Annotated in this window: 12 protein-coding genes; 10 read left to right on the top strand and 2 right to left on the bottom strand. The window is 72.9% G+C overall.

Features of this window, described 5'->3' with window-relative positions:
* Window positions 1–254: 254 nt before the first annotated feature.
* On the bottom strand, window positions 255–1085 hold the full coding sequence (locus tag ACZ4U1_RS36280) for an HAD family hydrolase (protein WP_467908424.1): 831 nt from the start codon (window positions 1083–1085) through the stop codon (window positions 255–257).
* Between the two features lie 593 nt (window positions 1086–1678).
* Between ACZ4U1_RS36280 and ssd the strand changes: the two genes are divergently transcribed.
* The 7 genes from ssd (at window position 1679) to ACZ4U1_RS36245 (ending at window position 6921) form a co-directional block, all read left to right on the top strand.
* Window positions 1679–2785, top strand: coding sequence for a septum site-determining protein Ssd (gene ssd / locus ACZ4U1_RS36275; protein ID WP_467908423.1), 1107 nt, complete (start codon window positions 1679–1681; stop codon window positions 2783–2785).
* Entirely contained in the window at window positions 2782–3972 is a 1191-nt protein-coding gene (locus tag ACZ4U1_RS36270) for a TadA family conjugal transfer-associated ATPase (protein WP_467908422.1), read from the top strand. Before ssd ends, ACZ4U1_RS36270 begins: the two co-directional genes overlap by 4 nt.
* A gap of 85 nt (window positions 3973–4057) precedes the next feature.
* The gene (locus ACZ4U1_RS36265) at window positions 4058–4903 is read left to right on the top strand and encodes a type II secretion system F family protein (protein WP_467908448.1); all 846 of its coding nucleotides are present in this window, start codon (window positions 4058–4060) and stop codon (window positions 4901–4903) included.
* A gap of 91 nt (window positions 4904–4994) precedes the next feature.
* A complete protein-coding gene (locus ACZ4U1_RS36260) occupies window positions 4995–5777 on the top strand; it encodes a type II secretion system F family protein (RefSeq protein WP_467908421.1) in 783 nt (260 codons plus the stop codon).
* A gap of 95 nt (window positions 5778–5872) precedes the next feature.
* Window positions 5873–6073: a DUF4244 domain-containing protein gene (locus ACZ4U1_RS36255; protein ID WP_467908420.1), complete on the top strand. Its 201-nt coding sequence runs from the start codon at window positions 5873–5875 to the stop codon at window positions 6071–6073.
* 22 nt (window positions 6074–6095) lie between these two features.
* On the top strand, window positions 6096–6473 hold the full coding sequence (locus ACZ4U1_RS36250) for a TadE family type IV pilus minor pilin (RefSeq protein ID WP_467908419.1): 378 nt from the start codon (window positions 6096–6098) through the stop codon (window positions 6471–6473).
* A complete protein-coding gene (locus ACZ4U1_RS36245; protein ID WP_467908418.1) occupies window positions 6454–6921 on the top strand; it encodes an Rv3654c family TadE-like protein in 468 nt (155 codons plus the stop codon). The genes ACZ4U1_RS36250 and ACZ4U1_RS36245 overlap by 20 nt, the downstream gene beginning before the upstream one ends.
* Before the next feature lie 36 nt (window positions 6922–6957).
* Here the strand turns inward: ACZ4U1_RS36245 and ACZ4U1_RS36240 are convergent, their stop codons facing one another.
* Window positions 6958–9429 (bottom strand): DEAD/DEAH box helicase, encoded by a 2472-nt coding sequence (locus ACZ4U1_RS36240; protein ID WP_467908417.1) that lies wholly within the window; start codon window positions 9427–9429, stop codon window positions 6958–6960.
* A 79-nt stretch (window positions 9430–9508) separates the two neighbouring features.
* On the opposite strand from ACZ4U1_RS36240, the gene bldG reads away from it, so the two are divergent.
* From bldG to ACZ4U1_RS36225, 3 genes are all read left to right on the top strand, one after another.
* Entirely contained in the window at window positions 9509–9850 is a 342-nt protein-coding gene (gene bldG, locus ACZ4U1_RS36235; RefSeq protein WP_014674042.1) for an anti-sigma factor antagonist BldG, read from the top strand.
* Window positions 9851–10029: 179 nt separating this feature from the next.
* Entirely contained in the window at window positions 10030–10461 is a 432-nt protein-coding gene (locus ACZ4U1_RS36230) for an ATP-binding protein (RefSeq protein WP_467908416.1), read from the top strand.
* Window positions 10462–10735: 274 nt separating this feature from the next.
* The gene (locus ACZ4U1_RS36225) at window positions 10736–13141 is read left to right on the top strand and encodes a sodium-translocating pyrophosphatase (protein WP_467908415.1); all 2406 of its coding nucleotides are present in this window, start codon (window positions 10736–10738) and stop codon (window positions 13139–13141) included.
* Window positions 13142–13277 lie beyond the last annotated feature (136 nt).

Below are 13277 nucleotides of genomic sequence, written 5' to 3'. Positions count from 1 at the left end.
GATATGTCGCCCATCAGGTCGGGGTACTTTGCCCGTCACCTGGTGCGGCTGGCCCGTAATCGACGGGTCGACGTCGCGTGGGTGCCCGGTGTTCATGCGGGGTCCGTGGGGCCAAGTGCGTAGTGGTAGGGGATCCTCTCGGATGTCCTTTGGTCTCGCGGGCCTACGTTCTTTGTACCGCGAGCCGGGAGTAAGCGGAACCCCAGCCCACACTTCTTTACTTTCAGGTTCAAACGGGGTGAAACCGGCGTCGTTCAGGCGGTGCCGCGGCGCCGGCTGGTGAACCAGACGAGGCCGGCGGTCGCCGCCGCCGCTCCTACGGCCGCCGCCGCGACCAGGGCCGGGCGCGGCGGGACGGAGAAGGTGGGCAGCCGCTTTTTGAGCGGAACCGGGTGGCGGAAGGCCAGGACCGGCCAGCCGCGCGCGACTGCCTCGCGGCGCAGCGCGCGGTCCGGGTTCACGGCGTGCGGGTGCCCGACGGCCTGGAGCATCGGCAGGTCGGTCGCCGAGTCGCTGTAGGCGTAGCAGCGGTCGAGGTCGTAGCCCTCGGACGCGGCCAGCTCCCTGACGGCCTCTGCCTTGGTCGGGCCGTAGGCGTAGTACTCCACCTCTCCGGTGAAGCAGCCGTCCTCGCCGACGACCATGCGGGTGGCGACCACTCGGTCCGCGCCCAGCAGCTCGCCGATCGGCTCGACCACCTCCGCGCCCGAGGTGGACACGATCACCACGTCCCGGCCGGCCGCGTGGTGCTCCTCGATGAGGGAGGCGGCCTCGTCGTAGATGATCGGGTCGATCAGCTCGTGCAGGGTCTCGGCGACGATCTCCCGCACCTGCTGGACGTTCCAGCCACGGCACATTGCGGAGAGATACTCACGCATCCGCTCCATCTGGTCGTGGTCCAGGCCGCCGGCCAGGAAGACGAACTGGGCGTATGCGGTCCGCAGCGCGGCCCTGCGGTTGATCAGCCCGCCTTGGTAGAAGGACTTGCTGAAGGTGAGGGTGCTCGACTTCGCAATGACCGTCTTGTCCAGGTCAAAGAAGGCCGCTGCGCGGGGCAAGGAGTGGTTTTCCACGCCCCAGAGCATAGGCGCCCACCATTCGGCGTAAGGTGGGGCGCGTGGGTTTGCCTGAGAGGGCTCTCGGGTACACCATGGAAGTCACGGATCGTTCGCGACCGTGCTAACCCGGTCCGACTCCTCCCCCCCCCGAGTCGGCCGTGGGGACGACCCCCGCTCTCCCCCCCGGCGGGGGTCGTCGCATGTCCGGGTGGGTTTTTCCGCTTCTCCCCTTCCTTCACGCGGTCGTACGGCCGGCAGCGCGCCGCCGTGTCCGCGCCTTCGCCATGCCCATGATCTGTTACTGAGGGTAATCATCAGGCTGCGCTGTGGAAGTCGCACACGGATCAGTACAGGGGTCACCGGTATGGGTGACGGAGATATTCACAGGGCCTGGGTTGTCCACAGTTTTCCACCAAGATCCACATCATTTCGCGGATCGCTGGACCGTGATTCCAGCGCACTCCCGCCGCGGCGAGTTCATGGCCGGTTCCGATTGCCGGAGCGCGTATGGCCGGTTCCTATCGGCCGTTCATATGGAGGCCGCTTGCCGGTTCTTCACACCTTTGGGAATCGCGTGGCCGCAGGGGCTGCGCGGCCCGCGCAGCGAAGGGGGAACACCCGTGACCGGAACCGTCACCCACGACCCGCCGCCCGGCTCCGCGGAGCGGCCCGGACGGCCGCTCATCGTCACCGAGGACGCCGTACTCCTGGACGATCTGCTGCGCCTGTGCGCGGCGGCGGGCGCGACCCCCGAGGTCCATCACGGCGTACCGGAATCCGGCGACGGCTGGACGGCCGCCCCGCTCGTGCTCATCGGTGACGACGCCGCCCGCCGGGTGCGCGGGGCCGCCCGCCGGCCCGGTGTGGTGCTGGTGGGCCGCGACCAGGACGACTCAGGGGTGTGGAAACGAGCCGTCGAGATCGGCGCCGACCACGTCCTGATGCTCCCCGACGGCGAGGCATGGCTGGTCGACCGCATCGCCGACGTCGCCGAGGGAATCGGCCGCCCGGCCCTGACCGTCGGGGTGATCGGCGGGCGCGGGGGCGCCGGCGCGTCCACGCTCGCGTGCGCGCTCGCCGTCACCTCCGCGCGTGAGGGACTGCGCACCCTCCTGGTGGACGCCGATCCGCTCGGCGGCGGACTCGACGTCCTCCTCGGCGGCGAGAGTGCCGAAGGACTGCGCTGGCCCGCCTTCGCCGCCTCCCGCGGCCGGGTCGGCGGCGGTGCCCTGGAGGAGTCGCTGCCCGAACTGCACTCCCTTCGCCTGCTCAGCTGGGACCGCGGCGACTGCGTGGCCATTCCCGCTCCCGCGGTCCGCGCGGTGCTGGCCGCCGCCCGGCGGCGCGGCGGCACGGTCGTGGTCGACCTGCCCCGCCGACTCGACGACGGGGTCGCCGAAGCCCTCGCCCAGCTCGACCTCGCCCTGCTCGTCGTCCCGGCCGAACTGCGGGCGCTCGCCGCCGCCGGACGCGTCGCCTCCGCCGTCGGCATGGTCGTACGCGATCTGCGGGTGGCGGTCCGCGGGCCGTACGCACCCGGCCTGGACGGCCATGAGGTGGCCCGGCTGCTCGGCCTGCCGCTGGCCGGCGAGGTGCCCGTCGAACCGGCGCTGCTGCGCCCGCGGGGCGGCGCGAAACCCCCGGGCGCGGCCGGGCGCGGCCCGCTCGCCCGCTTCTGCGGGAACTTCTGGGAGCGCGCGCTGGTCGAGGCGGGAGGCACCCGATGACCCTGCCCGGACTCGACCGGGCCGACGGCGCGGCCCTGCTCGACGGCGTCCGCCGCCGGCTCGCCGAGAGCGGCGCCGAACCCACCCCCGCGCGCGTGGCCCAGGCGCTGCGCGAACAGGGCCGGGTGCTCGGCGACGCGGAGATCCTCGGCGCGGCCGCACACCTGCGGTCCGAGCTGGTCGGCACCGGCCCCCTGGAGCCGCTGCTCGCCGACCCGGACGTCACCGACGTCCTGGTCTCCGCTCCGGACCGGGTGTGGGTGGACCGGGGCGGCGGCCTGGAGCTGACCCCGGTGACCTTCCCCGACGCGGCGGCCGTACGACGTCTCGCGCAGCGGCTGGCCGCCGTGGCCGGACGCCGGCTGGACGATGCCCGGCCCTGGGCGGACGCCCGGCTGCCCGACGGCACCCGGCTGCACGCGGTGCTGCCCCCGGTGGCCGTCGGCTGCACCTGCCTGGCCCTGCGGGTGGTACGGCCCCGGGCCTTCACCCTGGAGGAACTCGTCGCGGCCGGCACGGTGCCGCCCGGCGGCGACCGGATCCTGCGGGCGCTGCTCGAGGCCCGGCTGTCCTTCCTGGTCAGCGGCGGCACCGGATGCGGCAAGACGACCTTGCTGAGCGCCCTGCTCGGGCTCGTCGGACCGGGGGAGCGGATCGTGCTCGCCGAGGACTCGGCCGAGCTGAGGCCGGACCATCCCCACGTCGTCCGGCTGGAAACCCGGCCCGCCAACCAGGAGGGCGCCGGCCTGGTCACCCTGGAGGACCTCGTGCGGCAGGCGCTGCGGATGCGGCCGGACCGGCTGGTCGTCGGCGAGGTGCGCGGACCCGAGGTCGTGCATCTGCTCGCGGCCCTCAACACCGGCCATGAGGGCGGCTGCTGCACGGTCCACGCCAACGCCGCCGCGGATGTCCCGGCCCGGCTGGAGGCGCTGGCGACGGCCGCCGGGCTGGACCGGGCAGCGCTCCACAGCCAGTTGGCGGCCGCCCTCTCGGTGGTGGTGCACCTGGTACGGGACCGGTCCGGGCGGCGCCGGATCGCCGAGGTCCATGTGCTGGAGCGGGACGCCACCGGGCTGGTGCGGACGGTACCGGCGCTGCGCTGGGGCGAGCGGGCCTTCGCGCGGGAGCGGGGGTGGGAGCGGTTGCGGCAGCTGCTGGGCGGGTCGGCGGGGTTCGAAAGCGAGTGAGGGGCGGGCGTGAGGTCCGGAGTGGGGTCCGAGATGAGGTTCGGGAGTGACAGGAGAGGTGACGGAAGTGATCGGTGAGACGTCCATGGGGGCCGCGCTGGTCTGTCTCGGTGCGTTGGTCTGGCTGCTGGGCGGGCGGCACTACGGGATGCGGCGGGCACGGCTGCTGCTGGCCGGCGGCGGGGTGGTGGCGACGGGGTCGCCCGTCTGGGAGGAGGCCCTCGCGGAACTGCGGCGGCGGTGCGGCCGGTGGGGAGCCGAGTGGTGGGCGCTCGTCGCCGGACTGGTGGTCGCCGTGCTGGGCGCCTCGGTGATTCCGGTCGTCGCGGGGGCGGCCGGGGTGCCGGTGCTCCGCCGGGTACGGCTGGCGCGGCAGGCGCGGCAGGCCCGGGAGCGGCGGGCGGACGCGGTGATCGCCCTGTGCGGGGCGCTCGCCGGAGAGGTGCGGGCAGGACGGCAGCCGGGGGAGGCGCTGCTGCGGGCCGCTCGGGACTCCGGCGGGTGCGGCGACGCGCAGGCCGCCGTGGTGGCGGCGGCCCGGTTCGGCGGAGACGTGCCCGGCGCGCTCGCCGCGGCGGCACGGCAGCCGGGCGCCGAGGGCCTGCTCGGACTCGCCGCCTGCTGGCGAGTGGCCGTGGACCAGGGCGCCGGACTCGCCGCCGGTCTGGACCGGCTGGACGGGGCCCTGCGTGCCGAGCGCGACCAGCGGGCCGACCTGCGCGCCCAGTTGTCGGGCGCCCGGGCCACCGCGGTGCTGCTCGCCGCGCTGCCCGCCCTAGGCCTGCTCCTCGGCACGGCGATGGGCGCGGACCCGCTGCGGGTCCTGCTGCACAGCGGGGCCGGCCTCGGCTGTCTGACGGCCGGCGCGGTGTTCGAGACGGCCGGGATGTGGTGGGCGGTGCGGATCGTGCGGCGGGCGGAGGCGGTGTGAGGCGGAGTGGCTGCGGAGGAGGTGTGAGCGAGGTGGGTGTGATGCGTCGAGCGGTCCGGAGGTCCGGACGGCGGGGAGAGGGGCGGGCGGTATGAGCGGGGAGGTCATCCACAGGCTGGGGATGACGGCGGCCGTGGTGCTGGCCCTCGGCTGGGGTGCACGGCGGCTGGAGCTGGCGCGGCGGCGACGGCGGGCGCGGCACCGGGTGGCCGAGCTGCTGGGACTGGAAGTGTCCCCGGCCGGAGTGCCGTTGATGATCCCCGGCGCGGTGCGGCGGTGGCTGCCTCCGGCCGCCGCGGCGGGTGGCGTGTGGGTGCTGGTCGGCGGAGTCGCCGGGGTCGTGCTGGGGCTGGGCGTCGGTGTCGTGCTCGCACGGTGGCGGGGTCGGCAGAACTCGGCGGCCGGCCGGGAAGAGGCGATCGACACCGCCGAGGCCGCGCGCCAACTCCCGCTCGCCGCCGACCTGCTGGCCGCCTGCATCACGGCCGGCGCCGGCCCGGTGATCGCCGCCCAGGCGGTCGGGGAGGCCCTCGGCGGACCCGTCGGACAGGCGCTGGCGCGGGGCGCGGCGGAGGTCCGGCTCGGTGGTGAACCGGCGGACGCCTGGCGGAACTTGGCCGCGCTGCCCGGTGCGGGCGTGCTGGCGCGGCTGCTGGAGCGGGCCGACGAGTCCGGACTGCCCGCGGCCGGCCCGGTCACCCGTCTCGCGTCGGACGCGCGCGCGGAGTGGGCTCGTACGGCGACGGTCCGGGCGCGCCGCGCGGCCGTACTGATCTCCGCGCCGGTCGGCCTCTGCTTCCTGCCCGCGTTCATCGCGGTCGGCGTGCTGCCCGTCGTGATCGGACTGGCGGGCGGGCTGATGGGCGGGAGGTGAGGCGGACGAGAGCGGATGTGGACGTGCACGTGCACGTGGACGTCAGGTGAGCGTCGGAGAAGTCGACAACAGACCAGAATCTCACGGGGGTTGAAATGTTCAACAAGATCAGGAAAGCGGCGGTCCGGTTGCGCGGGGCGTGCCGCCAGGACGCCGGAATGGTGACGTCCGAGTACGCCATGGGGATCATCGCGGCCGTCGCGTTCGCGTTGCTGCTCTACAAGGTCGTCAACAGCGGCCAGGTCCAGGCGGAGCTGCAGGCCATCGTGAAGAGGGCCCTCAGTGCGCGGATGTGAGCGAGGCGGGGACCGGGGGTTCGTGACCGCGGAGGCGGCCATGGTGCTGTCCGTGCTGGTGGCGTTCACGATGGCGCTGGTCTGGGGGCTGCTCGTGGTGGCGGCACAGATCAGGTGCGTGGACGCGGCCCGTGCGGGCGCCCGGGCCGCCGCCCGTCAGGATCCGGCCGACGCGGTGGTGAGGGTGACCCGGGAAGCGGCACCGCGGGGAGCGCGGGTGACCGTCGTACGCGAGGGCGACCGGGTCCGGGTGACGGTGGTGGCCAAGCCACCGGTGCTGAGCGGGCTGCCGTTCGAGGTACGGGAGGAGGCTGTGGCGCTGGCCGAGGAGACGGTCGGGGCAGGGGAGGCGGTGGATGGGCCGGGAGGGGCACGTGAGGATGCGGGGCTGGGTTCGTGAGGGACCGCGGCGGCAGGACCTCGACCGGGGATCCGCCACCGTCTGGAGTCTGGGGGCGATCGCCGTGCTGTGCGTGGTGTTCGGTGCCGTGGTCGCTCTCGGGCAGGCCGTCGTCGTACGGCACCGGGCGGCCGGCGGCGCCGACCTGGCCGCCCTCGCGGCGGCGGACCACTGGGCCGAGGGCGGCGCGGCGGCCTGCGCCCGGGCCGGGCGGCTGGCGGCGGCACAGGGGGTGCGGTTGGTGCGGTGCGCGATCGAGGGCGACACCTCGGACGTGACGGCGGCCACGGGGCGAGGGCCGTTCGCGGCGGAGGTCAGGGCGAGGGCGGGTCCGCCGGGGCCGGTGCCGCCTGGCGGGTCGGACGGGACCGGGCTCGTACCACCGCGTGCCGTACCGGCCGCGCCTGCCGTCCCCGTGCCGGGCGGTGCGGAGCAGCCAGGCCCCTGAGCGGCCCTCCTCACCCGGCCCTTCCGAATCGCCTCCTCACCCACCCCCCGCCGGCTTCTCCTCCGGTGCCCCCCGGAGCAGTGCCGTGAGGAGTCGTACCGCGCCCCTCTTGTGCAGGGGGTCGTTGCCGTTGCCGCACTTGGGGGACTGGATGCAGGACGGGCAGCCGGAGTCGCACTCGCAGGAGGCGATGGCCTCGCGGGTGGCGGTGAGCCAGGCGCGGGCGGTGTGGAAGGCGCGCTCGGCGAAGCCCGCCCCGCCGGGGTGGCCGTCGTAGACGAAGACCGTGGGGAGGAGGGTGTCGGGGTGCAGGGGGATCGAGACCCCGCCGATGTCCCAGCGGTCGCAGGTCGCGAAGAGGGGCAGCATGCCGATGGAGGCGTGCTCGGCGGCGTGCAGGGAGCCGCCGAGGATCTCCGGGGTGATCCGGGCCTCGTCCAGCTGGTCCTCGGTGACCGTCCACCACACCGCGCGGGTGCGCAGCGTACGAGGAGGGAGGTCGAGTTTGGTCTCGCCCAGCACTTCGCCGGTGATCAGGCGTCTGCGGAGGTAGGAGACCACCTGGTTGGTGACCTCGACGGAGCCGTAGCAGAGACGGCCGGCGCCCCACGGGATCTCGGTGTCGGTCTCCAGGATGGAGATCGCCGTGGTGTCGCGGGCGACCGTCGAGTAGGGCGGGTCGGCCTGTTCGACCAGGGCGACCGAGTCCTCCAGGTCCAGGGCGCGCACCAGGTAGGTGCGGCCCTGGTGCAGGTGGACGGCGCCCTCGTGGACCGTGGAGTGCGCGGCGCCCGCGTCGACGGTGCCGAGCAGGCGGCCCGTGCCGGCCTCGACGACCTGCACCGGACGGCCGCCAGCGCCGCGGATGTCGGTGAGGTCGGCGGCCCGCTCCCGGCGGGTCCAGTGCCAGGCCTTCGTACGGCGGCGGAGCAGCTTCGCGGCCTCCAGCTGCGGCAGCACGTCCGCGCAGGCGGGGCCGAAGAGGTCCAGGTCCTCCTCGGTCAGCGGCAGCTCCGCGGCGGCGGCGCACAGGTGCGGGGCGAGGACGTAGGGGTTGTCGGGGTCGAGGACGGTCGATTCCACCGGTTGGTCGAACAGGGCCTCGGGATGATGGACGAGGAAGGTGTCCAGCGGGTCGTCGCGGGCGACGAGGACCGCGAGGGCGCCCTGGCCGGAGCGGCCCGCGCGGCCCGCCTGCTGCCACAGGGACGCGCGCGTGCCCGGGTAGCCGGCGATGACCACCGCGTCCAGGCCCGAGACGTCCACGCCCAGCTCCAGGGCCGTCGTGGCGGCGAGGCCGAGGAGTTCGCCGGAGTGCAGGGCGCGTTCCAGGGCGCGGCGCTCCTCGGGGAGGTAGCCGCCGCGGTAGGCCGCGACACGCCGGGCCAGGGAACGGTCGACCTCGGCGAGTCTCTCCTGGGCGATCACCGAGATGAGTTCGGCGCCGCGCCGGGAGCGGACGAAGGCGACCGAGCGCACGCCCTGCACGGTCAGGTCGGTCAGCAGGTCGGCGGTCTCGGCGGTGGCGGTACGCCGTACGGGTGCGCCCTTCTCGCCCTGCAGTTCGGTGAGCGGGGGCTCCCAGAGGGCGAAGACCAGCTCACCGCGCGGGGAGGCGTCGTCGGCGACCTCCACGACCGGCAGGCCGGTCAGCCGGCGGGCGGCGACCGCGGGCTCGGCGGCGGTCGCCGAGGCCAGCAGGAACACGGGGGAGGAGCCGTAGCGGGCGCACAGGCGGCGCAGCCGGCGCAGCACCTGGGCGACGTGGGAGCCGAAGACGCCCCGGTAGGTGTGGCACTCGTCGATGACGACGTACCGGAGGGACTTCAGGAAGGAGGACCAGCGCGGGTGGGAGGGAAGTATCCCGCGGTGCAGCATGTCGGGGTTGGTGAGGACGTAGTTGGCGTATTGGCGGATCCACTCGCGTTCCTCGAACGGGGTGTCGCCGTCGTACACGGCTGGGCGTACCGAGGTGCCGAGAGATTGTGAAAGTTCCTTCACCGACCGGCACTGGTCCGCCGCGAGTGCCTTGGTGGGGGCCAGGTAGAGGGCGGTGGCACCGCGGCCGTTCGGGGCCTCGGCACCGTCCAGGAGGGTGGACAGGACGGGCATCAGGTAGGCGAGGGACTTGCCGGAGGCGGTGCCGGTGGCGACGACCACCGAGTCGCCGTCCAGGGCGTGTTCCGCGGCCAGTGCCTGGTGTGCCCAGGGGTGCTCGATGCCGCACGCCTGTACGGCCGCGATCACCTCGGACCGAATCCGGTCAGGCCAGACGGCATGGCGACCCGCGCGCGGGGGCAAGTGCTCCGTATGAGTGATGCGCGCAGCCCGGCTCGGCCCGGAGGCGAGCCGGTCCAGGACCGTGCCCGGAGACGGGCGGGACGCCGCGTGGGCCTGGGGTCGATCGGATCGGTGATTCTTGGCCATCGGCACCGAGTGTGTCACTGGCGTGACGGACAATGGAGTCAAGGCGTCGTGCACGCCCGCCCGTAAGTGATTGAATGCCATCGCGGCTGGCGAAGCGTCCCGGGGGCCGTAAGCCGAGTGCCCTAGGGCGACCGCTCGATAGCAAGGTGCTGGAGGATCCGTGGACCTGTCCCTGTCGACCCGTACCGTCGGCGATCGTACGGTCGTCGAGGTCGGTGGCGAAATCGACGTATATACCGCGCCCAAGCTGCGCGAGCAGCTGGTCGAGCTGGTGAACGACGGGAATTTCCACCTCGTCGTCGACATGGAGGGCGTGGACTTCCTCGACTCCACCGGGCTCGGCGTCCTGGTCGGCGGGCTGAAGCGGGTGCGCGCCCATGAGGGCTCGCTGCGCCTGGTCTGCAACCAGGAGCGCATTCTCAAGATCTTCCGTATCACCGGCCTCACCAAGGTGTTCCCGATCCACACCACGGTCGAGGAAGCGGTGGCGGCCACCGACTGATCGGCCACCGACCGATCCCGGACCGGTCGCCGGCGTCGGACCCCTGCCGGGGGTCGGACGCCGGCCGGTCCCGTCCTGGGCCGGTGCCGACGCGCCGGTCCGGGGCACAGATGTACACCAGGGGTGCGGGCGCTCGGCGGCCGCCCCCGACCGCACGCCCGTAGTCGCGAGGGGGATGCATGGCCACCGTCGAACTCCGCTTCAGCGCGCTGCCCGAGCACGTCCGCACCGCCCGGCTGGTGGCGGCAGCGGTGGCGCGCAGGGCCGGAGTGGACGAGGCCGTCCTGGACGAGGTGCGGCTCGCCGTGGGCGAGGCCTGCTCCCGCGCCGTCGGGCTGCACCAGATCAGCGGCGTCACGGCACCGGTGAAGGTGGCGTTGATCGAAGAGGAGAAACAGTTCTCCATCGAGGTCGGCGACGAAGCCCCGCACGCCGCTCCGGGCGGCGACACGCCCGGCGCTCAGGACAGCGATGCGGAGGTCGAGGAGGACGAGATGGGCCTCGCGGTCATCAGCGGCCTCGTCGACGACGTGGAGGTCACCACCGGGCAGAACGGTGGCCTGATCCGCATGACCTGGCCGACCGCGCCACCGGCCACCGCACTGGCCTGAACCGCCTCGCCCGAACCGACAGGGGCCCTGCCTGAGCAGGGCCCCTGTCGCGTTTTCCGGCCGCCCGCGGAATTCGTGAAGGAATTCACGATCAAAATCCCGATAATTTGATCAAGCACCCATCTGGCCGTCAATGGTTTTGAGGCATTACCTCTTTCGGGTTCGCTGTCCGTGCATGCAGGCCAATTCCGTTTACCGTCCCCTGTTTAGATCACTCGGCGGTACCTACAATCCGTCCACATCTTGAGCTCAGCCCAAGCGTCAAGGAGGACGAATGGCGGGGCTTTCTACCCCAGAGCAGTTGGGTCACCCCTCATCCCTCGCAGCCGCGGTCCTGACCGACGACAACCGGATCATCGTGGCCGTCATCGCGGCCGTCGCCCTGGCCGCTCTGGTGGTCGCGGGGATCCTGGTGCGTCAGGTGCTGGCGGCGGGCGAGGGAACCGACAGCATGAAACGGATCGCCGAGGCGGTCCAGGAAGGCGCCAAGGCGTATCTCGCCCGGCAGCTGCGCACGCTCGGCGTATTCGCCGTCGTGGTCTTCTTCCTGCTCATGCTGCTGCCCGCGGACGACTGGAATCAACGAGCCGGACGCTCGGTGTTCTTCCTGATCGGAGCGGCGTTCTCGGCGGCCACCGGCTATATCGGCATGTGGCTCGCCGTACGCAGCAATGTGCGGGTCGCCGCAGCGGCCCGGGAAGCCACTCCGGCGGAAGGCGAACCGGAAAAGGATCTCACCACCGTCTCGCACACCGCGATGAAGATCGCATTTCGCACGGGCGGCGTCGTCGGCATGTTCACGGTGGGGCTCGGCCTGCTGGGCGCCTCCTGTGTGGTGCTGGTGTACGCCGCCGACGCACCGAAGGTGCTGGAGGGCTTCGGCCTCGGCGCCGCCCTGATCGCGATGTTCATGCGCGTGGGCGGCGGCATCTTCACCAAGGCCGCCGACGTCGGCGCCGACCTGGTCGGCAAGGTCGAACAGGGCATTCCGGAGGACGACCCGCGCAATGCCGCGACCATCGCCGACAACGTGGGCGACAACGTCGGCGACTGCGCCGGCATGGCGGCCGACCTCTTCGAGTCGTACGCGGTGACCCTGGTGGCCGCGCTGATCCTCGGCAAGGCCGCCTTCGGCGACTCCGGGCTGGCCTTCCCGCTGCTGGTGCCCGCCATCGGCGTGATCACGGCGATGATCGGCATCTTCGCGGTGGCCCCGCGCCGCGCCGACCGCAGCGGCATGACCGCGATCAACCGGGGTTTCTTCATCTCCGCGGTGATCTCGCTGGCGCTGGTCGCGATCGCGGTCTTCGTCTACCTGCCGTCGACGTACGCCGGCCTCGACGGCGTCACCGACGCGGCGATCAAGGGCAAGGACGGTGATCCGCGCCTCCTCGCGCTGGTCGCGGTGGCCATCGGCATCCTGCTCGCCGCCGTCATCCAGCAGCTGACCGGCTACTTCACCGAGACCAACCGCCGCCCGGTGCGGGACATCGGCAAGACCTCCCTGACCGGCCCTGCCACCGTCGTCCTCTCCGGCATCTCGGTGGGCCTGGAGTCGGCCGTCTACACCGCCCTGCTGATCGGCCTGTCCGTCTACGGCGCGTTCCTGCTCGGCGGTACGTCGATCATGCTGGCGCTGTTCGCGGTCGCGCTGGCCGGCACCGGGCTGCTCACCACGGTCGGGGTGATCGTCGCCATGGACACCTTCGGGCCGGTGTCCGACAACGCCCAGGGCATCGCCGAGATGTCCGGTGACGTCCAGGGCGCGGGCGCGCAGGTGCTCACCAACCTGGACGCGGTCGGCAACACCACCAAGGCCATCACCAAGGGCATCGCGATCGCCACCGCCGTCCTCGCCGCGTCGGCGCTGTTCGGGTCGTACCGCGACGCGATCACCACCGGGGTGCAGGACGTCGGGACGAAGCTGACCGGTCCGGGCTCACCGCTCAGCCTGTCGCTGGACATCTCGCAGCCCAACAACCTCGTCGGCCTCATCGCGGGCGCCGCGGTCGTCTTCCTCTTCTCCGGACTTGCCATCAACGCGGTGTCGCGGTCGGCGGGTTCGGTGGTGTTCGAGGTACGGCGACAGTTCCGCGAGCACCCCGGGATCATGGACTACACCGAGAAGCCCGAGTACGGGCGGGTCGTCGACATCTGCACCAAGGACGCCCTGCGGGAGCTGGCCACGCCCGGTCTGCTCGCCGTCATGGCGCCGATCTTCATCGGGTTCACGCTCGGCGTCGGCGCGCTCGGCTCCTACCTCGCCGGCGCGATCGGCGCGGGCACGCTGATGGCGGTGTTCCTCGCCAACTCCGGCGGCGCCTGGGACAACGCCAAGAAGCTGGTGGAGGACGGCCACCACGGCGGCAAGGGCAGCGAGGCCCACGCGGCCACGGTGATCGGCGACACGGTCGGCGACCCCTTCAAGGACACCGCCGGACCCGCGATCAACCCGCTGCTGAAGGTCATGAACCTGGTCTCGCTGCTCATCGCACCCGCGGTGATCAAGTTCTCCTACGGAGACGACAAGAACCTCGGCGTGCGGATCGGGATCGCGGTCCTCGCGCTGCTGGTGATCGTCGTGGCCGTGTACGTCTCCAAGCGGCGCGGTATCGCCGTCGGCGACGAGGAGAGCACCGAGCGGGTCGCCAACTCACCGGACGCCGCGGTGGTTTCGTAGCTCCGGCCGAGAAGGCCTGGCCAACGGGCGGGGGGGGGGGGGGGGGGGGGGGGGGGGGGGGGGGGGGGGGGGGGGGGGGGGGGGGGGGGGGGGGGGGGGGGGGGGACAGAGCACGGGGAGGGGGGTGTTCCTCTCC

The sequence above is a fragment of the Streptomyces sp. NPDC028928 genome (assembly GCF_055564915.1).
Note: the sequence above shows the minus strand (reverse complement) of the source record. Positions and strands in the feature narration are given on the sequence as shown.